We start from the raw sequence: 22,466 nt of genomic DNA, 5'->3' as shown, positions 1-22,466 counted from the left end.
TCGGCTTCCTCACGCGTTTCCGCCTTGTCTCACTCTAGCTCGCGAGATTTGCCTCAGACTAAATTACGCTCGCGCCGCACCAGCGCCTCGAATGCGCTGATGAAGGACTGGCAGTCGTCGATGATGCTGAGGTCGGCACGCTTGATCATGGGGGCTGCCGCATCCAGGTTCACCGCAATCACATGACGACAGGACTTGATGCCCTGCAGGTGCTGTACCGCACCGGAAATGCCCAGCGCGATATAGGCACTGGCCTGCACTGTCTTGCCGGTGGCCCCCACCTGCTTGTCGCGGCTAAAGCGGCCATCGTCCACCGCCACGCGGGACGCACCCACGGCAGCGCCCAGCGCTTCGGCCAGCGCCAGAAAGCCCGGCACATTACTGACGCCATTACCCGCAGACACAATCAGGTCGGCCTCTTCCAGCGCCAACTGCGAAGCCGGACTGGCGGCACTGCCCAGGTCCTGCACCTGTTCGCTGATGGCAGGCAAGGCAGCGGTTTGCAGCCGCTCGCCCTTGCCGACAAAGGGCAGCTTGGCCTCGGCCACTCCGCGCGCCAACAACAGCACTTGTGCGCGCTCACGCAGGCTGAAACCGGCACCGGGCTGGCGACGGCGCACTCCATCAGCGGCAATTTCCACCACATCCGTCACCACCGACAGCCGGGCGCGGCAGGCCAGACGTCGCCCTAGGTCAGCATCCTCGCTACGGTCGGCAAACAGCACGGTATGCGGGCTTTCCTGCTGCAGCAGTTGTTGCAGCAAGGCCAGTTTCTGTTCCGGCGCATAACCGGGGTCGGCCACGGTCAGGGCGCGGTCCACCGCCAGCTCGGCCAGCGCTTCCGGCGCAGCGTCTTGCATGCCGTACAGCAAGGCCAGTACTTCGCCGTCCTTGCCCGCCAGAATGGCGGCGGCGGCGATGGCTTCGCGGGCCGCATCATCCAGCTGGCCGCGCTCGGCATGGGCCACCACCAGCAGGCGCTGGCTGAACGGCCCGCTACTGCGCAGCGGCTTGTGGGCCGGGCCGTGGGCCAGCAGGGCGGCATCGCGGCTGCCGCTGTCATCGCCCAGCACAATGCGCTTGAGGCCGCTGGGCCCCAGCACCCACGGGCGACGCGGGTCGATGCGCGGAATGGCCTGGGTAGAAAAATCCATCACATTCTCCTTGTAAGGATGGTCGAACCAGGTGGTGCAGCAGCACCCTGCCCCGGCCCGCCTCAGGCCAGGCGCTCGACCACCAGTTCGGCCAGTTCGATCACGTCTGCCCGCTCACCCACCACGCCTTCCAGCATGGCCGTGCAATTGGGGCAGGCCACCGCCACCCGGCCGGTGCCGGTTTCGCGGATGTCGTCCATGCGCATGTCGGGAATACGGCGCTGGCCGGGAATATCGGTAAAGGCTGCACCACCACCCCAGCCGCAGCAGCGGGCATCCCGCCCGGAGCGCTGCATGTCCACCACCTTGATACCAATGCCTTTCAGCACATTGCGCGGCGCATTGAAGCCATCGTTGTAACGGCCCAGATAGCAGGGGTCGTGAAAGGTGAGCGGCGGCAGCGGCGTGGCATCGGCCTTCAGCGGAATGGCACGACGCGCCAGCAGATGCTCCAGCAGCTTGCTGTGGTGCCATACGTCAAACTGGCCGCCCAGCGCCGGGTATTCATTGGCCAGGCAGTGGAATACATGCGGGTCCGGCGTGACGATGTGGGCAAAGCGGTATTGCGCCAGCGTGGCGATATTGGCCTGGGCCAGCCGCTGGAAACCGGCTTCGTCACCCAGACGCCGCGCCACGTCGCCGCAGTCGCGCTCGGCTGCGCCCAGCACGGCTACGTTTACGCCAGCCGCCTTCAGCACTTTCACCAAGGCGCGCAGTGCACGCTGGTAGCGCATGTCGAACGCGCCCTCACCGGCCAGCAGCAGCCATTCGGTGTGCTCGCCCGGCTGCAATAGCGGCAGGTCCAGGTCGATGGCCCAGTGGTAACGCACCGCCAGCGGGTAGCCGCCCACCGTGTCGGTATTGCGCAGATTGGCCAGCGCCTCACTGCCCTTGCCCGGCACTTCGCCACGGCTGAGGGTGACATGGCGGCGCAGGTTGACCACGGTATCCACGTGCTCGATCAGCATCGGGCAGTTTTCCACGCAGGCGCGGCAGGTGGTGCAGGACCACAACGTCTCCGCCGCCAGCACGCTGCCAACGATGTCCTCGCCCGGCTTCACCACCACGGTGGCCTCGCGGCCCGGATGCGGGTTGCCGGCATAGGCCGGGTCGGTGCCACGGCTTTGCGCCGCCACCATGTCCTGGATCAGCTTCTTCGGGTTGAGCGGCTGCCCGGCGGCATAGGCCGGACAGGCCGCCTCACACTTGCCGCATTGCACGCAGGCATCGAAAGACAGCAGGCGGTTCCAGGCAAAATCCTCCACCTTGGCCACGCCCAGCTCACCAGCGGCCAGATTCAGCGGCTTGAGGTCGGAGGATTTACCGGCAAAGCGTTCGACACGCGGATGGAAAGCCAGATGCAGCAAACCGGCCACCGCATGTTTCATCGGCCAGCCCAGGCCAATGCCCAGCGCCAGTTCGGCACCGCCCAAGGCCAGCATCAGCAATGCCACCACGGCAATCAGTTGCCCGGCCAGGCCCAGCTGCGGACCGGCAAACAGCAGGCCGGCGGCCAGCAGGCTGCCCAGGGCAAACAGGCGCAGACGGGCCGGCAGCACTTGCCAGCGGCCTTGCGACAGCCGCGGCGGTGCTTGCAGACGCCGTGCCTGCATCATGCGTGCGCCCAGCAGCATCACGACGGCCATCAGCACCAGCAACACGTCCAGCCAGCCCTGGTACAGCATCAGGCCGTAGTTGAGTGCCGACAGCAGCAGGATGGCAACGCCACCACCGGCAGCCGCCACGTGGGCGCGGGCCACGGCGGGCTCGCGCGCCACCACGTGGTGGATATCGACAAAATAACGCTTAGGCATGGCCAAGAGGCCAAGCCAGGACACACTGGCGCTGCGCCCCTGCTGCCACAGGCTGGCGCGTCTGGCCAGGCCACCCAGTAGCAGGAGCGCACCCAGCCAGAACAGTCCGGTCAGGGCATGGGCAAGGGAGAAGCTCATGTCAGAAATCCTTCACCAGACGCAGGGCGTCGTAGATGGCACCGTGGATGTTGTGCATGGAAATGCAGTCACCCACGCGGAACAGCAAAAACTCACCCGCCGCCAGCGGCTGCGACAAGGACGGCTGCGGCTGCGAAGCGAACAGGGTGTGGACATCGGTCTGGCCCTGGTTTTTCGACAGCTCCTTCATGTCCCAATACAGGCTGTCATTGGGCAGGATGCCGTTTTCGATCACCACCTGATCCACCGCCCGCTCTTCCAGCGCCTCGGTGTATTCGTTGCGCAGCACGGCGATTTTCTTGTCGCCCTCGGCATACACCTTGTCCAGCCAGAAATTGGGGGTGGGGATGATGCCTTGTGCGTACAGGCGGCGGTAGAAAATCGGGAAGGTTGTCCCGCCGGTGTCGTCGCCCACTTTCACGTCCGGGGTGACGATTTCCACCGTGCTACCACGGCTGGACAGGAAGTCGGCCACGCCAAAACCAGCCTGGGTGCTCACCGCGTCATACACCAGCACGTTCTTGCCCGGTTCCACCTTGCCGGACAGGATGTCCCAGCTGCTGACCGCCACGCCTTCGTCCACGCCCCAGTCCGGCACCTGGCTGGTATAGGGAATACCACCAGTGGCCAGCACCACGATGTCCGGTTTTTCCGCCAGAATCATCGCCTTGTCGGCGGCCACGCCCAGACGGCGATCCACGCCCAGACGCTGGGTTTCCATGTCCAGCCAGCGCACGATGCCGGCCATCTGTTCGCGCTGCGGAGCCTTGGCGGCGAGTACGATCTGCCCGCCTACCTGCGGCTGCTTCTCGAACAGCACCACCTCGTGGCCACGTTCGCGTGCCACGCGGGCGGCTTCCAGCCCGGCCGGGCCAGCGCCCACCACCACCACCTTGCGCAGCTTGTCCGCCTTGGCAATGTCGTGCGGCATGGTGGCTTCGCGGCTGGTGGCGGCATTCTGGATGCACAGCACGTCCTGACCGTGATACTGGCGGTCAATGCAGTAGTTGGCGCCCACACACTGGCGGATCTGATCTTCCTTGCCATCGCGGATCTTGATCACCAGATGCGGGTCAGCCATATGGGCGCGGGTCATGCCCACCATGTCCACCATGCCGCTGGCCAGAATGCGCTCGGCCTGTACCGGGTCGCGAATGCTTTGTGCGTGCATCACCGGCACCTTGGACACGGATTTGATGCCGGCGGCCAGATGCACAAAGGGCTCGGGCGGCAGTGCCATCGGCGGCATGCAATTGGCCAGGGTGTTGTGGGTATCGGCCCCGGAACCCACTACCGACAGGTAGTCGATCAGGCCGGTTTCCGACATGGCCGCCGCAATGTCTTTCAGCATGTCGTGGCTGAGGCCGTCTTCGTGAAACTCATCACCACACATGCGCAGGCCAACGCAGAAATCCGGCCCCACTTCGGCCCGCACCGCATTGAGCACTTCCACGCCAAAGCGCAGACGGTTTTCAAAGCTGCCGCCCCATTCGTCGGTGCGGAAGTTGGTGCGCGGGCTCCAGAACTGGTCGATCAGATGCTGGTGGGCGGCGGAAATTTCGATGCCGTCCATGCCGGCGGCCTTCACCCGGCGCGCAGCCTGGGCAAAGTCGGCAATGATGCGGCGGATTTCATGCGTCTCGATGGTCTTGGCATTGCCACGATGCACCGGCTCGCGAATGCCGGACGGGCTGACCAGGTGCGGCCAGTGCTCGCCGTAATAGCTGGAGCGGCGGCCCATGTGGGTGGCCTGGATCATGATCTTGGCGCCGTGGCGGTGCATGGCCTCGCTCAGTCGTGCCAGCGGCTCGATAACGGCATCGGTGGCCAGGTTCACCGACTTCCACCAGCTTTGCGGGCTGTCGATGGACACCGGACTCGAGCCGCCACAGATGGCCAGCCCCAGGCCGCCCTTGGCCTTTTCTTCGTAATAGCGGATGTAACGGTCGCCGGGCAGGCCGCCCGGCTCGGCATACACCTCGGCATGCGCGGTGCTCACCACGCGGTTGCGCAGCGTCAGCTTGTTCAGGGTAATGGGCGCAAACAGGTGCGGATAGCGCATGGGGCGACTCCCGGCTTACAAGGGGTGAACAGTAAAGATGCAGTAATCGGCACCCAGGCCGGCACACTGGCTTTCGCGGCTGACCGTGCGGTAGTCATGGCCCAGGTTTTCACCCACCCAGTCCATGGCACCGGCAAACCAGCCGGCAAACAAATAGCAGGCCATGTGTTCGCTCTGCGGCGCACCGGCCACGCCCTGGGCCAGTACGAAACAGGAGTTGTCCAGGCGGATGCTGGCATTGCCGGTCACTTCGTCCGCCTCGATGAAGCTGAACTGACCCCAGCCGCGCTGCGACAGGCGCGACAGATAGTGCTCGAACACCGCCTTGCCCTTCAGGCCATGGGTTTGCGCTTCACTGCCACACCAGAAATGGGCAGAGCGGTAGCCGGCTTCGTACAGCGAATCGGCATACACGCGACGGCCCAGCGCGGCCTCGATAGCCAGATGGTTGTTGATGAAGAAATGACGCGGCACATACAGCATGGGCAGGCCGTTGGTAGTCCAGACGCCGGTTTCGGCATCGACGTCGATGGGAAGTTGAGGTTGCATGCCACTCTCCTGAGCAAGATGGGCGATTTGTCCGCCATTGCCCAGCATGGTGCAGCAGGCCCCGCACCGGCGGTGCAGCGGGCACGACAGGTATTTGCCCCATACCGACCAGCTGGTCGTTCCCGGACAAGCCGCGACCGTAAGCCCGGCCTGAAAGACAATGAAGCAGCCCTCCCCGGTGGCGGGGCGACCATTCAGGCGGGTCCTGATCCTGCAAATTCTGCCAGTCCAAGCTGGCTATCAATCCGTGCATATTCAACGGTCATGAACCAGCCCGGCCTGGCCGGCTCCTTACCTCCTCTTTAATCTGGTCCAGCCCATGCATACCATTACCGACGATGGCACCCGCTTGTTCATCAGCAGGATAGGCGACCGTGACGCCCCGCCCCTCATCCTGTCGCACGGCACTTTTTCCAATCAGCGCAGCTGTACCCCGCTGGCCCGCCATCTGGCGGCACGCGGCTGGCAGTGCTGGCTGTTTGACTGGCGCGGCCATGGCAGCAGCGCCATGCCACGCCATCCCTACAATTTTGAAACCATTGCCGGACAAGACGTGGTCGCCATCCTGCGGGCAGTAGAGGAAGAATGCGGCGCGCAGCGGCCATTCTGGCTGGGTCATTCCGGCGGCGGACTGATCGCCAGCCTGTGGCTGGCGCGCCAGGGAGCAGACTGCAAGCGGCTGGCCGGGCTGCTATTGCTGGCGGCACAGGCCAGCAGCACAGACCGGCCATGGTGGCCACAATGGCAGATACGGCTGATGTCCATGCTGCTGCCCTTACGGCAGCAGATTTCGCCGCGCTGGGCCACGGTGGCCAGCGAGGCGGAAAGCAGCCTGCTGCTGCGGCAGTGGTGCCGCTGGAATCTACGGGGAAAAATACACAGCGCGGATGGCTTCGACTACCTGGCCGCACTAGGCCAGCAAACCCTGCCGGTACTGGCCCTGGCCGGCGGGGCGGATCGCTTCATCTCGCCGGGGGATGGTTGCCGGCAGTTGCTGGCAAGCTTTGCCAGCCAGGATCAGCGCTTTGTGCTGTGCGACCGCGACCATGGTTTTCTGGAAGACTACAGCCACGACCGGCTATTGCTGTCCAAGAATGCCAAAACCGAAATCTGGCCCTTGCTGGCCAACTGGCTGGAACAGCGCGCCGCGCTGTCCCGTGCACCAGAGCCGCCCACCCAGCAAGGCCATGCGGGTGAGCACTTCAGCCGGCCAGGCAGCCAGTTACTGACTAATTTTGACAGCGGCTAACCGGCAGCGGCCGGCTGCCCGCCATCAACACAGTGTCAATGCGTCCACTCGCTAACCTTGGCCGGATTGGCCTTGACCCAGCCATCGGCTGCGGCGGCCGGCTTGGCACCATTTTCCACATCCAGCATCACCTTGCCGATCTCTTCCGGCTTCCAGCGGAATTTCTTCAGGAAGGCCACCACTTCCGGTGCCTTGGTAGCAAGGCCGGGGTGGATCACGCTATCGACATGCTCGGCGTCGCCATAGACTTTCTGCGGGTCATCCAGGAAGCGCAGCTTCCACTTGGCAAACATCCAGTGCGGAATCCAGCCGGTAACGGCAATGGCTTTCTTGTTGTTGATGGAGCGGGCCAGTTCGGCCGCCATGCCGGTACCGGAGCTGGGCAGCAGGGTGTAGTCCAGCTGGTATTTCTTGATGGCTTCTTCGGTTTTCTTCATCACGCCGGCACCGGCATCAATACCGACAATACGGCCCTGAAATGCCGCCTTGTTGGCATTGAGGTCGGCAATGGAGTGGGCAGCGACATAGTCCGGCACGATCAGGCCGATCTTGGCCCCCGGGTAGTTGACCGCCACATCCACCACTTTGTCCTTGAACTGGGTGTAATAGGCCTCGTGCGTGGTAGGCAGCCAGGCGGACAAGGTGGCATCCAGATCACCCCGTGCCACCCCCTGCCACATGATGCCGGCGGCCACCGGCACGATTTCCACCGGGTAACCCAGCTTGTTGCGGATGATGTTGGCGGCCACATTGGTGGTGGCCACACTGTCCGACCAGCCCTCTACATAGCCGATCTTGATGGTGGGTTTGTCGGCCGCCTGACTACAGAATGGCAGCGCCAGACCGGCTAGCAGCAGGGCAAGGAAATGGCGTTTCAGCATTGCGTTCTCCACAGAATAGAAAAGGATGAATCAAGGATGAACTGCACAGGCTTGCCGCAGCCAATAATGGCGGGCGCCTGTTGTTGCGACTGCATGCCCGGTGCGCTTGCGGCCCAGGGTTCTTGTGATGGCTTGTTGATGTTTTGCGCCCGGCACAAAACCGACGGGCGAAAAAAAGCGGGGCCTTGCGACCCCGCTCAAGCTCTAACGCCCCCAGACATCTGCAAATACCCGCAGCCAGTTTTGACCCAGCACCTTGCGGATCTTGCCTTCCGACCAGCCGGCCTTTTCCATGGCAGCGGTCAGATTAGGTGTTTCACCGATGGTGCGGATACCTTCCGGATTGAGAATGGTGCCAAAATTGGTCAGCCGGCGATGACGGCCCTTGTCGTGGGTGATCCAGTCAAAGAAGCCCTTGTCGTAGCCCTGGGTAAAGTCGGTGCCGTAGCCCACGCAGTCTTCACCCACCAGATTGATGATGTAGTCCATGGCTTCGACATAGTCGTCCACCGTGGCCTCGATGCCGCGCTTGAGGAAGGGCGGGAACATGGTGACGCCGATGAAGCCGCCGTGGTCGGCGATGAAGCGCAGTTCTTCATCGCTCTTGTTACGCGGGTGTTCTTTGAGGCCGGAGGGCAGGCAGTGCGAGTAGCACACCGGTTTTTTCGATTCCAGAATGGCCTCGCGTGAGGTGTTGCCGCCCACATGGGACAGGTCGACCATGATGCCCACCCGGTTCATCTCGGCAATTACTTCACGGCCAAAGCCGGACAGGCCGCCGTCACGCTCGTAGCAGCCGGTGCCCACCAGGTTTTGCGTGTTGTAACACAGCTGCACCACGCGCACGCCCATGTCGGCAAAGGCTTCGATATAACCCAGGTTGTCTTCAAAGGCATGGGCGTTCTGGAAACCCAGGATGATGCCGGTCTTGCCCTCGGCCTTGGCGCGGCGCACATCTTCCGTGGTACGCACCAGGGTGAGGATGTCGCTGTAATCGCGAATCTGCTTTTTCATCTCGGCGATATTGCCCACCGTGTCCTGAAAACCTTCCCAGACCGACACGGTACAGTTGGCCGCCGACAGGCCACCACGACGCATGTCGTCGAACACCTCGCGGCTCCATTTGGCAATAATCAGGCCATCGATGACCAAGGCATCCTGATGTAGCGTCATTTCGTATTCTCCCTTGCAAATAGCGGTTGGGCGGCAGCCAGCGGCTTAATGCGCACTGGGCATGGCCTCAGGCTGAAACCAGCAGCGGCTGCGGTGCGGCCAACTGGGCAAACAGCGGGTGATCGCTGCGCGCTTCCAGCTGGCATACGGCAAAGCCGTAGGGCTGGGCGGCGCGGCGCAGCAGCCGCCACACGTAGTCGGCAAAGCTGCGGCGGAACAGCACGAACACGCCGTCGCCATCCAGGCGGATGACCTGCACGGTGGCCTTGCCCAGTACGGTGCTCACCATATGGCCCAGCGGGATGGATTCGAAGTCGTACACCCCCAGGTGGCGCAGCACGGTGATGTGCTGCGTGCCACCCAGCCAGGCCAGGGTCAGGCCGCCGCTGGAGTCCACCGTCTGGGCAAACAGCTGTTGCGCGGCAAAACCGGCATCCAGCTGCGCAGTCCAGTCGGCCAGGCGCTGGCGATGGCTCACCAGCAGCCATTCGTCCGGCGAGGTCCACATCAGCACACCTTGCGGGCCCTGGCTGACTGCCCCGGCTTTCAGCGGCAGGGCGAGGCCGGTGACCTGCTCCACCAGCTGGGCAAAACCGGCTTCGGCGGTATCGCCACGCAGCACGGCATAGCCCAGGTGCGGCAGTTCGTTACACCAGATGCGGCCATCGGCACGGCGCGGTTGCGCCTCGGCATCCAGCTTGAAGTGATGGAGCGGCGACTCCATGAATGGTTGGAAACCTTGCTTAGGCATGTTGACGCACCCCTTCCTTGTCCACGAATACTGACGACACCACCTGCGCCGGCACACTCTTGCCATGCGCCCAGACGAACACCGTGTCGCCCTCACGCTTGCTGCCATCCTTCAACACAGCCATGGCAATGGAGCGGCCAAGGAAGGCACTGTGATAACTGGAGGTGACATGGCCCTGCATGGCAGCCGGCACCGTGTCATCGGTATTGCTGAGAATCTGCGCGCCTTCGGCCAGCACCACTTTCGGGTCCAGCGGCAGCAGGCCCACCAGCTGTTTGCGGCCTTCACCTGCGGTGTGCGAGCGCAGCAGCGAACGCTTGCCGAGGAAGCTGAACGGCTTTTTCATGCCGACAGCCCAGCTCATGGCCAGATCGTTCGGGCTCATCGAGCCGTCGGTATCCTGACCGACGATGATGAAGCCCTTCTCGGCACGCAGCACGTGCATGGTTTCGGTGCCGTAGGGAGTGATGTTGAACGCGGCACCCGCCTTCATCACTTCTTCCCACATGTAGCGGCCATAGTTGGCATCCACGTTGATTTCGTAAGCCAGTTCACCGGAGAAGCTGATGCGGAACACCCGTGCCGGCAGGCCGGCCACGGTGCCGCTGCGGCCATCCATGAACTTGAAGGCGTCCTTGTCGAAGTCGATGTCCGTGCACAGCTTTTGCAGCACCTGGCGGCTGTTCGGCCCCACCACGGCCACCGTGGCCCAGTGGTCGGTGGTGGTGGTAAAGCGTACTTTCAGCTCCGGCCATTCGGTCTGGTGCCAGCGTTCCAGCCAGCTGTAAACCCGTGCTGCACCACCGGTGGTGGTGGTCATGTGGAAGTGGTCGTCTGCCAGGCAGGCGGTCACGCCGTCGTCCATCACCATGCCGTTCTCATCCAGCATCAGGCCGTAGCGGCACTTGCCGGGGTCGAGCTTGCTCCAGGCATTGCTGTAGATGCGGTTGAGGAATTCCCGCGCATCCGGGCCCTTGACGTCGATCTTCCCCAGGGTGGAGGCATCCATCACCCCCACGCTGTTACGGGTGGCCAGGCATTCGCGGTTCACTGCGGCATGCAGGTCCTCGCCCGGTTTGGGGAAGTACCAGGGGCGCAGCCACTGGCCCACCACTTCGTACTCGGCCTTGCGCGCATCATGGCTGGCATGCATGGCGGTGTAGCGGCGCACATCGAAGGTTTCGCCCACATGCGGCCCGGCCAGAGCCCCGAAGGTGACCGGGGTGTAGGACGGGCGGTAGGTGGTGGTGCCCACCTCGGCAATGGGTTTGCCCAGTGCTTCGGCAGCAATGGCAAAACCATTGATATTGGACAGCTTGCCCTGATCCGTACCAAAGCCCAGCGCGGTGTAGCGCTTGACGTGTTCGATGGAGCGGTAGTTTTCGCGAATGGCGGTGTGGATGTCGGCGGCGGCCACATCGTTCTGGTAGTCGACAAAGGCCTTGGCACCATGGCCTTCCGGCTTGCCATCCGGCAGGCGGAAGATGGCGCGCGGGGCGGCCACTTCTTCGCTGGCGACGCTGGGCGCATTGCCGCTGCTGCCACGGCCGTGGCCCAGCAACAGGGCAGCCACGGCGGCGTGGGTCTGGCCCAGCGCCTCGGACAGCTCCCAGCGGCCGGTAATGGCACCAACACAGGCGATATTGTCGCGGCCTTCATCCGGGCAGACAAAGGACAGCTGCTGCTGATTCCACACTGGGCGGCCACCGTTGTGGCAGAACAGGTGGACAGTAGAGGTGAGGCCGCCGGAGGACAGCACGGTATCCACACTCAGGCGCGGACCGGAGCCGACCACCTGATTGTTGCGGCCATCCAGCTTCACCAGCTGCGCGCCGCTGACGCTCTTGTCGCCCAGCACCTTGGCAATGCCATGGCCCAGCAGCAGCTCGACACCAGCACTCTTCAACGCCTGTTGCCGCCATGCCGCCGCCCCGCCCTGCCGGGCATCGGCCAGCATCACCTTGACCCCGCACTGCGCCAGGTCCAGCGCGGCTTCGTAGGCGGCATCGTTCTGGGTTTGCACCAGCACTTCGCGGCCCACAGCTACGCCGTAACGGTTGAGATAGCTGTGACCGGCAGCGGCAGTCATCACACCGGGCACGTCGTTATAGCCAAACACCAGCGGGCGTTCGATGGCACCGCTGGCCAGAATCACCTGATGGGCGCGGATCTTGTGCAGACGCTGGCGTGGCAGCGCGGCATTGCGCTCGGTCAGCGGCAGGTGGTCTTGCAGCAGTTCCACCGCCTGCACCAGGTTCAGATCATGCAAGGCAAAAGCCGTCGTGCGCGGCAACACGCTGACATTGGGCAGGCTGGCCAGTTCGGCCAGACGCTGGTTCACCCAGTCCATGCCGGACAGGCCGTCAATACGGCTGCGACGCTCGGTCAGCAGCCAGCCGCCCATTTCGGACTGTTCGTCCACCAGCAGGGTTTTCAGGCCGGCACGGCCAGCCAGCGTGGCCGCCCACAGGCCGGCAGCGCCGCCGCCCACCACCAGCACATCAATATGATGGTGCAGGTGGTCGTAGCTTTCCGGATCGGGCAAGACCGGGGCATGGCCGTAACCCGCCGCCTTGCGGATGTATTTCTCGTAAACGGGCCAGGCTTTCACCGGCTCCATGAAGGTCTTGTAGTAAAAGCCGGGCGGCATGAAGCGGCCAAACTTGCCCAAGAGGCCCTTGAGGTCGAAATCCAGCGAGGGATAGCCGGTGGTGCTGCCGGCCAGCAGGCCCTGGTACAGCTCCACTTGCGTGGCCTTGAGGTCGGGCACGGTATGGGCGCCGGTTTCCAGCTGGATCAGCGCATTGGGTTCTTCGGCACCAAAGCCGACGATGCCGCGCGGCCGGCCATACTTGAAGCTGCGGCCAATCAGGCGCACGCCGTTGGCCAGCAGGGCCGAGGCCAGGGTGTCACCAGAAAAAGCCTTGTACTGCACATTGTCAAACTGGAAGCTGACCGGTTTCTGGCGATTGATGCGCTCGCCCGGGCGATGGATGCGGTAGCCGCTCATGCTTGCTCCTTCAGATACAGTGCCTTGCCGTCGGCCAGTGTCCAGGAACCGGCAATTTCATAAGTGACGGTATGGCGCTTGACGGCGAACACCTTGCGACAGCCAGCCACGTGCTGCCATTGCTCCCAGTGCCAGCCACGCGGATTCTTGCGGTGGAACACATAGTCGCCCCAGGTGGCGTCGTCGGCCTCTTCCGGCACCGCCGGCCGGGCAATATAGGCTTCGCCGGCATAGCTGAATTCTTCTTCTTCCCGCGCCTCTTGGCAGTACGGGCAGGTAATCACCAACATAAGCCTCTCCCTAGTGAGCCACGGCAGCAGCGCCGTGCTCGTCGATCAGATGTCCGGTGGCAAAACGGTCCAGCGAGAAGGCCCGGTTCAGCGGGTGCGGATCGTCATGGGCGATGGTGTGGGCAAACACATTGCCCGAGCCGGGGGTGGCCTTGAAGCCGCCAGTGCCCCAGCCGCAGTTGAAATACAGGCCCTGGATACGGGTTTTGCTGATGATGGGGCAGGCGTCCGGCGACACATCCACAATGCCGCCCCACTGGCGGTTCATGCGCACGCGGGAGAAGGACGGGAACATCTCGATGATGGCGGCGGCGGTGTGCTCGATCACATGCGGGCTGCCGCGCTGGCCATAGCCCAGATAGCTGTCGATACCGGCACCGATCACCAGCTCGCCCTTGTCCGACTGGCTGACATAGCCGTGCACGGCATTGGACATCACCACGGTGTCGATGCAGGGCTTCATTGATTCGGACACGAAAGCCTGCAAGGGGTGGCTTTCCAGCGGCAGGCGCAGCCCGGCCATCTTGGCCAGTACCGAGGAATTACCCGCCGCCACGCAACCCACGCGGTCGGCCATGATATCGCCACGGCTGGTATTCACCCCCTTGATGCGGCCGCCTTCGATGATCAGGCCGGTGACTTCGCACTGCTCGATGATGTCCACGCCCAGCTCGGACGCGCCACGGGCAAAGCCCCAGGCCACCGCATCGTGCCGTGCGACACCGCCACGCGGCTGGAAGCTGGCGCCCATGATGGGGTAGCGCGCACGGTTGCTGATGTCGATCAGTGGCACCATGTCCTTGATTTCCTGCGGGGTCATCACCACCGCGTCCACGCCGTTGAGCAGGTTGGCATTGGCGCGGCGTTCGATGTCGCGCATGTCCTGCAGGGTGTGGCCCACGTTCATCACGCCACGCTGGCTGAACATCACATTGAAGTTGAGGTCCTGCGACAGGCCTTCCCACAACTTCAGGCCGTGTTCGTACAAGTGCGCCGCCTCGTCCCACAGATAATTGGAACGGATGATGGTGGTGTTGCGTGCGGTATTGCCGCCGCCCAGATAGCCCTTTTCCAGCACCGCCACATTCTTGATGCCGTGTTCCTTGGCCAGGTAGTAGGCCGTGGCCAGGCCATGGCCACCACCGCCGACGATGATCACGTCGTACTGCTTCTTCGGCTGCGGGCTTTTCCAGGCCGGCTGCCAGCTTTCATGATGCTTGAGCCCGTTCTTGATCAGGCTCCACAAGGAGTATCGGTTTGCCATCTGCGGCTCCAGCGGGGTGGATGTATTCGGACAAGGCCCATTCTCCCGGCCTCTCCCCTATCCCGTTTGGCTGAAAAGGACAAGCACTTGCCCACAGCCGACACCGCACAACATGTCTGAAATCGACGTAAATCCGGCGTTTGCAAGCCAGCACAGCGGCCAGACAGGCCTTAGGGTTAGCGCACACACCGCAGGCAACACGCCTGTACTACAAGGGAAGACCAGCCATGATTGCCACCACCCCGTCTTATGTCCTGAGCTTTACCTGCCACAGCGCCTCTGGCCAGGTTGCCCGTTTCTCTGCCCTGCTGGAGTCGCAGGGCTGTTATATCGACGAGCTGGCGGTATTCGACGACCCCAGCAGCCAGCGCTTTTTCGTGCGCTGCGTCTTCCACCCGCAAGCGGAAAGTTTCGACCGGTCACGGCTGGCGGCCGGCATGGCCGAGATGAACCAGCACTATCAGGATTTGCGCTGGCAGCTGCACGACCGCCGCGAGCGGGCGCGGGTGATGATCATGGTGTCCAAGCTGGACCACTGCCTGAACGACCTGCTGTACCGGCAGAAAATGGGCGACCTGGAAATGACCGTGACCGCCATTGTTTCCAATCACCGCGACCTGGCCCCCATAGCCGAAGCCTACGGCCTGCCCTTTCACCACCTGCCGGTCAGCCCGGCTAACAAGGCCGAACAGGAAGCCGCCGTACTGGCGCTGATCAAGGAAACCGGCTCCGAGCTGGTGATCCTGGCGCGCTATATGCAGGTGCTATCCAGCGAAACCAGTGCCCTGCTGGCCGGGCGCGCCATCAACATCCATCACTCCTTCCTGCCCGGCTTCAAGGGTGCGCGCCCCTACTGGCAGGCCCACGAGCGCGGGGTCAAGCTGATCGGCGCCACCGCGCATTACATCACCGACGATCTGGATGAAGGCCCGATCATCGAACAAGTGGTAGACCGGGTAGACCACGCCTGCACCCCGGAAGACCTGCAGGCCACCGGCCGCGACATGGAATGCCAGGCGCTGGCCCGCGCCGTGCGCTATCACCTGGAGCGGCGGGTGTTCCTCAACGACAACCGCACGGTGGTGTTGCGCTAGCTGCTTGCAGGTTCGACTGCCCCACCGCCACGACAAGGCATGCAACGATGGGGCAAACACGACTGCACGCAATGTGGCCGGCAAGTTGACACTCCAGCGCCGAGCTGCCAACCTTCCCGGCCCAATTTATTAGCCCATTGCCCACCATGAAAATCACTGAAAACAGCGCCGTCACCCTGCGCATGAAAGTGTCCGACAGCCAAGGCCAGGTTTACGACGATGGCAAGCACCCCGTTTCCTACCTGCACGGCGATTACGACAATCTGTTCGCCAAGCTGGAAGCCGCACTGGAAGGCCAGGAAGCCGGCTTTCAAACCACGCTGGAGCTGGCCACCGAAGACACCTTCGGAGAACGCGACGAAGCCCTAGTCACCACCATGCCCAAGGCCGACTTCCCGCCCGGCATCAAGGTAGGCGGCCAGATCCAGCGCATCGGCCCGGATGGCGAGCCGCGCTACTACTTTGTCACCAAGATCAAAGGCCCCACCGTGTTGCTGGACGGCAACCACCCGCTGTGCGGCAAGACCCTGCGCTTTGCCATCACCGTGCTGAATGTACGGGCGGCCACGGCCGAGGAAATTGCTCACCAGCATGTGCATGGCGAGCACGGGCATCAGCACTGATTCTCCCCTTGTCTGACTGTCAAAGCCCTCCCGCTGCGGAGGGCTTTGTTTATGCAGCGCAGTGGCAGACAGGATAGTGCACTGACTGAACACAATGCCGCATAGCCGGCCACCATGCGGCAATCCGTCAATTCCCCACCGCACCGACACTCCCCTCCTTGCCATCCGCCGCGCCGAAGCGGCAAGGCGAATCATCATCCGCACGCACGGATTCCCAGCAGCCCAATCCTTCGAACACTGCATAAAAATCAAGGGCAAAGACAACTCGCGGCACTCGCCCCGCCGTCGTGGCCCTGTCTTTTGCTGCGCCGGGATGGACCGGAGAGATAGCAGGCAGGTGTACAAGGGGGCGGCACATCCACCTCGGCTTGCGCTGACGGGAATGGGTTTGGCCAGCGCGATGCTTGCTGTCGTGAAAGGTGATGAAGCAGGGGCCTGACTCGGGCCAAGAGATTATGTCAATGTGATAGCATAGCTGCTGTTGGCCATCAGCAGCCAGCTGGCACGTGACGGAAAAGCAGTCGCCCGCCAATACATGTGATGACTGCTGCGTTTGTCAACGGACTTGGTCCGTTAGATCAAGCATTGGCAGGGTTGCCGCTTATTCTTGGCAGAATAGGCAGCGTAATTTGCAGATTAGACGGTGGATTTGCCGCATACAATCCAGTTGTATTACTAGGTTACACAATGGAAATCACTAGCATTGAAGTAGAGCGGTTCAAGCGGGTCCAGAAAGCTGAAATTAATCTGGGCGAGATAAATGTATTGGTCGGTGCTAATAACGCTGGCAAAAGTAGTATGCTCCAAGGTATACATTTTTGCGCTGGTGCTGCCGTTGCGGCGAGACGGCTGGACAAGGTTACATTCACCCAACAGTCTCTTCTTTACTGCCCTGCTAGAAATTTCGTTGACCTTCGCAATGGCGACCCGTATCAAAACCAATCCGCATTTGGTTACCTCAGAGTAAGGGGAGTCGTTGAGGGTGATGACGACCAATACACAGTCCGCGTATATCGCGGAAGAAACGAAGGTAATGTTGGCTGCGAACGACACGGCAATCCGGTTATTGGCGCCATGGTCACAGCATTCATCCCGCCATTCTCAGTTTATGTTCCAGGTTTGGCCGGAATTCCAGAAGTAGAGGAATATCGCTCTGAAAGCGTTATAAGGAAGGGTGTTGCAAGTGGAGACGCAAATCTTTATCTGAGAAATGTTCTTTTATTAATAAAAACCAAAAAACTTCTCAATGAATTAATTCAGTTGATGAAGCTGATTTTTCCTAATTTTTCTATTGATATCAGATTTGATCCTGTTCATGACAATTACATAGAAGTATTGATTAAGGCAGGTACCAGTCAGTCATTAAAACCCATTGAACTCATTGGAACGGGCGTACTTCAAACATTGCAAATCTTCTCATATGCAACCCTCTTCAAGCCAAAGCTATTGCTATTAGACGAACCTGACTCACACTTACACCCAGACAATCAAGGCCTGCTAGCAGCGTCATTTGTTGCACTAGTCGAAAATTTGGAGACGAAAATTATCGTATCCACACACAGTAGGCACCTAGTGGAAGCTTTATATGGTGAGGCCAATTTTGTCTGGATGAAAGGTGGAAAAATTCAGGAGCAGGGCAATTCTCTCGAAAAAGTCCCTATGCTTATGGATATTGGTGCACTTGATAGTTTCGACAAGTTAATAAATGGAAAAATCAAACATGTCCTCCTAACTGAGGACACAAACCTCGATATGATGAAAATTTTGGCGGAGGGGTCTGGCTTCGATATGGCCAGGACGCTCATATATTCATACAAGGCTTCTACCAACCTAAATTCCGCCTACTCCCTATGTGAATTTATTTTGGCATCAGCCCCAGAATGCACGGTAATAATTCACGCTGACAATGATTTCCTAACAAAAGATGAGGAAGAATCTCTACGTGACAAGATAGAAAAATGCGGTGCAAAGGCCTTTATTACTGAATATTCTGATATTGAAAGCTACTTCGCAATCCCCGAGCACATTGGAGTTTTACTTGATGAAGACCCTGCAACTATACGTGAATGGCTTGATGAGATTGCCCTGACTAAGCATAACAAGCTGGCCCACAAGTTTTCAAGAAAACGTGACGAGGCAAAGAAGAAGCTTTACAAAAGTGATAATGCCCCGGACACCCTAGCGCTTATGGGAGAGAATGTGCCACTGCCGGCCGAAAAACGCCTAGGGAAATTCATGCTAGCCGAATTACGCAATGCAATGCATGAGAAATTTGGTCGGACTGTAAACATAATTACTGAGTCCGAGTACCTTTACTCAGATTACTTACAAAGTGTGGCAGAGTAGTTAGACAACAACTCGCTCAAGCACGCGGCTTTGCCGCTGGACACGCTAACGAGCCGCTTTGGTCAAAGCATTAGCGGACGCATTCCCTAGCAGCCAACGACCTCTTAGGGTCGAAACCAGAAACTCCATTTCCCGTATTGGCTTTACCATACAAAGTAACCCTCATCTCCCCGTCTTTCCCACCGCACCAACGCCAAACCTGGGCCCCGTCAAGCATGCCGACGGGTGGCGCTGCTGCGGTTTTAAGCGGCTGGCTGTTTGAGCGATTGGACGGTAGCCAATCGCGAGTTCAGGCGCGCCTCGCCCTGGTCGGGTCCCGGAGGGCAGCCGCAGGCCATGCTTGTGGGGTGGCCTTGGAGGTGAAGGAGGGATTGGCCAAGCAATCCCTCCTTCCCGGCCGCCGCGCGGAAGCGGCATTCACACCATCATCCGCGCCAAGCGGATTCCTACCCACCAGCATCAAGCAACCAGCGCAGGCCACCGCCTCCCCCATGTCGCCACAATCCGCCCCCGTGTCGGCTTTTGACACGCAAGCTTCCCTGCCTGATGGCTAAATCAATGCCATCATCGGCAATCGCCTACCCAGAACACAAGGAAGACACCGTGCAAGATGGCATCCTGAAAAGCTATATCGGTGGCCGCTACCTGGACAATCCAGCGCTGCCGCTCGCCGACAACTTCAACCCCGCCACTGGCGCACTGCTGTGCAAGGTGCAGCAGGCTGGCGCGGCCGAGGCCGAACAGGCGGTGAAGAGTGCCGAAGCCGGCTTTGCCGTGTGGAGCGAAATGACCGGGGCCGAGCGTGGCCGCATCATGAACAAGGCGGTGGGCATTCTGCGTGCACGCAACCGCGAGCTGGCCGAGCTGGAAGTACGCGACAACGGCAAGCCCATCCAGGAAGCCGAGGCGGTGGATGTGCTGTCCGGTGCCGATTGCATCGAATACTTTGCCGGCATGGCCGCTGGCATTCACGGCGAGCACTTTCAGCTCAAGGGCGCATTTGCCTATACCCGGCGCGAGCCGCTGGGCGTATGCCTGGGCATAGGCGCGTGGAACTACCCCATCCAGATTGCCTGCTGGAAATCCGCCCCGGCACTGGCCTGTGGCAATGCCATGATTTACAAGCCCTCGGGCATGACGCCGATGAGCGCGGCGCTGCTGGCTGAAATCTACAGCGAAGCCGGCGTGCCGGATGGCGTGTTCAACGTGATCCAGGGCAGCTCGTCCGTGGCGCGCCAGCTGATTGCAGACGAACGCGTGGCCAAGGTGTCGATTACCGGCTCGGTGGATACCGGCAAGGCCATCATGAAAGACGCGGCCAGCACGCTCAAGCGCGTCACCATGGAGCTGGGCGGCAAGTCGCCGCTGATCATCTTTGACGATGCCGACATCGAACAGGCGGTGTCTGCCGCCATGCTGGCCAACTTCTATACCCAGGGCGAAATCTGCACCAACGGCACCCGCGTGTTCGTGGCCCGCAGCATCCACGCCGCCTTCATGCAGCGTCTGAAAGAACGCACGGCGCTGTTGAAGATTGGCGACCCGATGCACCCGGACACCCAGGTGGGGGCACAGGTATCGCCCAGCCATGCGCAAAGCGTGCTCAAGTACATCGACATCGGCCAGAGCGAAGGCGCGGTACTGGCCGCCGGTGGCCAGCGCGTGATCGTACCGAGCTGCGAAGCCGGCTGGTTCATCGCCCCCACCATTTTCGACCAGTGCCGCGACGACATGCGCATTGTCAGCGAGGAAATCTTTGGCCCGGTGATGTCGGTACTGGTGTTCGACGACGAGGCCGAAGTCATCCAGCGCGCCAATGCCACCCGGCTGGGGCTGGCGGCGGGGGTGTTCACCCGCGACCTGGCACGCGCCCACCGCGTGGTGGCCAAGCTGCAAGCTGGGGTGTGCTGGATCAACAACTACAACATCACGCCGATTGAAATGCCGTTTGGTGGCTACAAGGAATCGGGCCTGGGCTATGAAAACAGCCTTACCGCCATCGACTGCTACACCCAGCGCAAGAGCGTGTATGTGGAGCTGACCGGGGTGGCCAGTCCTTACGCCTGAGCGCTGCCAGCAGAACTCCTGTTGCAGCGTTACCCCGCCTTGCCGTACTGCTTGTACTGTCTGCGTCGGCGCGCCTTGCACCAGGGGCTCTGCCTTATTTTGTCAGCCGCGCCAAGTGGCTCACCCGGTCATCCACACGATAACGGCAGACCTCACGGCCTGCCCTTGTCTTGTCTGAACCATCCGTAGCAAGGAGCACCCATGTCGCAACAGTTCGATTACATCATCGTCGGGGCCGGTTCTGCCGGTTGTGTGCTGGCTGCCCGCCTCACCGAAGATGCCGATGTCAGCGTGCTGCTGCTGGAAGCCGGCGGCCCGGACTGGCGGCTGGACTGGCGCACCCAGATGCCGGCGGCGCTGGCCTACCCGCTGCAAGGCACCACCTATAACTGGGCCTACACCACGCTGCCGGAACCACATATGGGCAACCGCATCATGACCCAGGGCCGGGGCATGGGGCTGGGTGGCTCGTCCTTGATCAACGGCATGGTGTACATCCGCGGCAATGCGCTGGACTTTGACGGCTGGGCCGAAAACAGCGGGCTGGAAAACTGGAGCTATCTGGACTGCCTGCCCTACTTCCGCAAGGCGGAAAGCTACGACAAGGGTGCCAACGACTTTCATGGCGGCGAAGGCCCGCTGCATGTCACCACCCCACGGCCGGACAACAACCCGCTGTACCACGCCTTTATCGCGGCAGGCGAGCAGGCAGGTTACCCGCGCACCGACGACCTCAATGGCTACCGCCAGGAAGGCTTCGGGCCGATGGACCGCACCACTACGCCATCCGGTCGCCGCTGCAGTACCTCGCTGGCCTATCTGGATCAGGCGCGCACCCGCGCCAATCTCACGGTAAAAACCCGCGCACTGGCTGACCAGATCCAGTTTGCCGGCAACCGCGCCGTGGGCGTGAGCTATCTGCAAGGCGGCAACCTGCAACAGGCCGAAGCGCGGCGCGAAGTCATTGTCTGCAACGGCGCGATTGCCAGCCCGCAGCTATTGCAGCGTTCCGGTGTGGGCAATGCCGACCAGCTCAAACAACACGGCATCAGCAGCGTGGTACACCTGCCCGGCGTGGGCGAGAACCTGCAAGACCATCTGGAAATGTATCTGCAATACCACTGCACCAAGCCGGTTTCCATTTACCCGGCGCTGCAGTGGTGGAACAAGCCGCCCATCGGCGTGGAGTGGTATCTGAACGGCACCGGCCTGGGGGCCACCAACCATTTCGAGGCCGGTGGTTTCATCCGCAGCAACAGCGACTTTGCCTGGCCCAACCTGCAATACCACTTCATTCCGCTGGCGATGAATTACGACGGCAGCAATCCGGTGAAGGCGCACGGTTTCCAGTGCCATGTCGGCTCCATGCGCTCGCCCAGTACCGGTTTTGTGCGGCTGGCCAGCCGCGACCCGCGCGTCAAACCCTTGCTCCAGTTCAATTACATGGCGCATGCAGTGGACTGGCAGGAATTCCGCGCTGGCGTGCGGCTGACGCGCGAAATCATCGCCCAGCAGGCGTTTGATGAATTCCGTGGCGAAGAAATCAAGCCGGGCATGAAGATTCAGAGCGATGCCGAGATCGACGCTTTCGTGCGCGAACATGCCGAAACCGCGCTACACCCGTCCTGTACCTGCAAGATGGGCTACGACGACATGGCAGTAGTGGACAAGGACGGCCTGGTGCACGGCGTGGACGGCCTGCGCGTGGTAGACGCCTCCATCATGCCGCGTGTCACCACCGGCAACCTCAATGCGCCGGTCATCATGATGGCGGAGAAACTGGCCGATGCCATTCGTGGCCGCACGTCATTGCCACGTTCGCAAGCCGCGTATTTCACCGCCGGCACGCAGCCGGTACGGCTGATGGGTACGGCGGATTTTCCCTGGCCCGCCAGCGCCACCACGCCGGCACACTAAGCCAGGGTCGCGGGCAGGGCAAGCCAGCGAATCGCGCGAGGTTTGCCCTGCCCATCCCACACGCCACAGTCGCTGCAGCTTGAC

At 61.6% G+C, this 22,466-nt stretch carries 16 protein-coding genes; 6 read left to right on the top strand and 10 right to left on the bottom strand.

The window, feature by feature from the left end; all coding sequences use genetic code 11:
* Positions 1-53: 53 nt before the first annotated feature.
* The 4 genes from H2Z84_RS14820 to H2Z84_RS14805 all read right to left on the bottom strand — a co-directional run bounded on the left by H2Z84_RS14820 (position 54) and on the right by H2Z84_RS14805 (position 5,717).
* Positions 54-1,154 (bottom strand): electron transfer flavoprotein subunit alpha/FixB family protein, encoded by a 1,101-nt coding sequence (locus H2Z84_RS14820; RefSeq protein WP_181836672.1) that lies wholly within the window; start codon positions 1,152-1,154, stop codon positions 54-56.
* 62 nt (positions 1,155-1,216) lie between these two features.
* Positions 1,217-3,106, bottom strand: coding sequence for a DUF3483 domain-containing protein (locus tag H2Z84_RS14815; protein WP_181836671.1), 1,890 nt, complete (start codon positions 3,104-3,106; stop codon positions 1,217-1,219).
* Position 3,107: 1 nt separating this feature from the next.
* Positions 3,108-5,168: an NADH:flavin oxidoreductase gene (locus tag H2Z84_RS14810; protein WP_181836670.1), complete on the bottom strand. Its 2,061-nt coding sequence runs from the start codon at positions 5,166-5,168 to the stop codon at positions 3,108-3,110.
* Positions 5,169-5,183: 15 nt separating this feature from the next.
* Positions 5,184-5,717 carry a DUF5943 domain-containing protein gene (locus H2Z84_RS14805; RefSeq protein ID WP_103525419.1) on the bottom strand — a complete coding sequence of 178 codons (534 nt, stop codon included), beginning with the start codon at positions 5,715-5,717 and terminating at the stop codon, positions 5,184-5,186.
* Positions 5,718-6,036: 319 nt separating this feature from the next.
* Here H2Z84_RS14805 and H2Z84_RS14800 point away from each other — a divergent pair, with 319 nt between their 5' ends.
* Positions 6,037-6,966, top strand: coding sequence for an alpha/beta hydrolase (locus H2Z84_RS14800; RefSeq protein WP_181836669.1), 930 nt, complete (start codon positions 6,037-6,039; stop codon positions 6,964-6,966).
* Between the two features lie 35 nt (positions 6,967-7,001).
* Here H2Z84_RS14800 and H2Z84_RS14795 read toward each other — a convergent pair whose 3' ends face one another.
* From H2Z84_RS14795 to H2Z84_RS14770, 6 genes are all read right to left on the bottom strand, one after another.
* The gene (locus H2Z84_RS14795; protein WP_181836668.1) at positions 7,002-7,847 is read right to left on the bottom strand and encodes a glycine betaine ABC transporter substrate-binding protein; all 846 of its coding nucleotides are present in this window, start codon (positions 7,845-7,847) and stop codon (positions 7,002-7,004) included.
* 204 nt (positions 7,848-8,051) lie between these two features.
* A complete protein-coding gene (locus H2Z84_RS14790; protein WP_181836667.1) occupies positions 8,052-9,020 on the bottom strand; it encodes a dipeptidase in 969 nt (322 codons plus the stop codon).
* A 67-nt stretch (positions 9,021-9,087) separates the two neighbouring features.
* Positions 9,088-9,744 (bottom strand): sarcosine oxidase subunit gamma, encoded by a 657-nt coding sequence (locus tag H2Z84_RS14785; RefSeq protein ID WP_181836666.1) that lies wholly within the window; start codon positions 9,742-9,744, stop codon positions 9,088-9,090.
* 19 nt (positions 9,745-9,763) lie between these two features.
* A complete protein-coding gene (locus H2Z84_RS14780) occupies positions 9,764-12,781 on the bottom strand; it encodes a sarcosine oxidase subunit alpha family protein (RefSeq protein ID WP_181836665.1) in 3,018 nt (1,005 codons plus the stop codon).
* Positions 12,778-13,071 carry a sarcosine oxidase subunit delta gene (locus tag H2Z84_RS14775; protein WP_103525425.1) on the bottom strand — a complete coding sequence of 98 codons (294 nt, stop codon included), beginning with the start codon at positions 13,069-13,071 and terminating at the stop codon, positions 12,778-12,780. The genes H2Z84_RS14780 and H2Z84_RS14775 overlap by 4 nt, the downstream gene beginning before the upstream one ends.
* A gap of 10 nt (positions 13,072-13,081) precedes the next feature.
* Positions 13,082-14,335 carry a sarcosine oxidase subunit beta family protein gene (locus H2Z84_RS14770; RefSeq protein ID WP_103525426.1) on the bottom strand — a complete coding sequence of 418 codons (1,254 nt, stop codon included), beginning with the start codon at positions 14,333-14,335 and terminating at the stop codon, positions 13,082-13,084.
* A gap of 227 nt (positions 14,336-14,562) precedes the next feature.
* Between H2Z84_RS14770 and purU the strand changes: the two genes are divergently transcribed.
* The 5 genes from purU (at position 14,563) to betA (ending at position 22,382) form a co-directional block, all read left to right on the top strand.
* The gene (purU, locus tag H2Z84_RS14765) at positions 14,563-15,429 is read left to right on the top strand and encodes a formyltetrahydrofolate deformylase (protein ID WP_181836664.1); all 867 of its coding nucleotides are present in this window, start codon (positions 14,563-14,565) and stop codon (positions 15,427-15,429) included.
* A gap of 146 nt (positions 15,430-15,575) precedes the next feature.
* Positions 15,576-16,052 carry an FKBP-type peptidyl-prolyl cis-trans isomerase gene (locus H2Z84_RS14760; protein ID WP_181836663.1) on the top strand — a complete coding sequence of 159 codons (477 nt, stop codon included), beginning with the start codon at positions 15,576-15,578 and terminating at the stop codon, positions 16,050-16,052.
* A gap of 540 nt (positions 16,053-16,592) precedes the next feature.
* The gene (locus tag H2Z84_RS14755; protein WP_181836662.1) at positions 16,593-18,398 is read left to right on the top strand and encodes an AAA family ATPase; all 1,806 of its coding nucleotides are present in this window, start codon (positions 16,593-16,595) and stop codon (positions 18,396-18,398) included.
* Positions 18,399-18,956: 558 nt separating this feature from the next.
* The gene (gene betB / locus H2Z84_RS14750) at positions 18,957-20,465 is read left to right on the top strand and encodes a betaine-aldehyde dehydrogenase (protein ID WP_181836661.1); all 1,509 of its coding nucleotides are present in this window, start codon (positions 18,957-18,959) and stop codon (positions 20,463-20,465) included.
* Positions 20,466-20,666: 201 nt separating this feature from the next.
* Positions 20,667-22,382, top strand: a complete 1,716-nt coding sequence (gene betA, locus H2Z84_RS14745) for a choline dehydrogenase (protein ID WP_181836660.1) — start codon at positions 20,667-20,669, stop codon at positions 22,380-22,382.
* Positions 22,383-22,466: the final 84 nt, after the last annotated feature.

Origin of the sequence: Aquitalea aquatica, assembly GCF_013911085.1 — a bacterium.
Taxonomy (GTDB): domain Bacteria; phylum Pseudomonadota; class Gammaproteobacteria; order Burkholderiales; family Chromobacteriaceae; genus Aquitalea; species Aquitalea aquatica.
This window is presented reverse-complemented; position numbering and strand designations above follow the sequence as displayed.

Coding starts and splice junctions, on each gene's coding strand:
- H2Z84_RS14820 (WP_181836672.1), bottom strand. CDS start 1,154: ATGGATTTTTCTACCCAGGCCATTCCGCGCATCGACCCGCGTCGCCCG.
- H2Z84_RS14815 (WP_181836671.1), bottom strand. CDS start 3,106: ATGAGCTTCTCCCTTGCCCATGCCCTGACCGGACTGTTCTGGCTGGGT.
- H2Z84_RS14810 (WP_181836670.1), bottom strand. CDS start 5,168: ATGCGCTATCCGCACCTGTTTGCGCCCATTACCCTGAACAAGCTGACG.
- H2Z84_RS14805 (WP_103525419.1), bottom strand. CDS start 5,717: ATGCAACCTCAACTTCCCATCGACGTCGATGCCGAAACCGGCGTCTGG.
- H2Z84_RS14800 (WP_181836669.1), top strand. CDS start 6,037: ATGCATACCATTACCGACGATGGCACCCGCTTGTTCATCAGCAGGATA.
- H2Z84_RS14795 (WP_181836668.1), bottom strand. CDS start 7,847: ATGCTGAAACGCCATTTCCTTGCCCTGCTGCTAGCCGGTCTGGCGCTG.
- H2Z84_RS14790 (WP_181836667.1), bottom strand. CDS start 9,020: ATGACGCTACATCAGGATGCCTTGGTCATCGATGGCCTGATTATTGCC.
- H2Z84_RS14785 (WP_181836666.1), bottom strand. CDS start 9,744: ATGGAGTCGCCGCTCCATCACTTCAAGCTGGATGCCGAGGCGCAACCG.
- H2Z84_RS14780 (WP_181836665.1), bottom strand. CDS start 12,781: ATGAGCGGCTACCGCATCCATCGCCCGGGCGAGCGCATCAATCGCCAG.
- H2Z84_RS14775 (WP_103525425.1), bottom strand. CDS start 13,071: ATGTTGGTGATTACCTGCCCGTACTGCCAAGAGGCGCGGGAAGAAGAA.
- H2Z84_RS14770 (WP_103525426.1), bottom strand. CDS start 14,335: ATGGCAAACCGATACTCCTTGTGGAGCCTGATCAAGAACGGGCTCAAG.
- purU (WP_181836664.1), top strand. CDS start 14,563: ATGATTGCCACCACCCCGTCTTATGTCCTGAGCTTTACCTGCCACAGC.
- H2Z84_RS14760 (WP_181836663.1), top strand. CDS start 15,576: ATGAAAATCACTGAAAACAGCGCCGTCACCCTGCGCATGAAAGTGTCC.
- H2Z84_RS14755 (WP_181836662.1), top strand. CDS start 16,593: ATGACTGCTGCGTTTGTCAACGGACTTGGTCCGTTAGATCAAGCATTG.
- betB (WP_181836661.1), top strand. CDS start 18,957: ATGCCATCATCGGCAATCGCCTACCCAGAACACAAGGAAGACACCGTG.
- betA (WP_181836660.1), top strand. CDS start 20,667: ATGTCGCAACAGTTCGATTACATCATCGTCGGGGCCGGTTCTGCCGGT.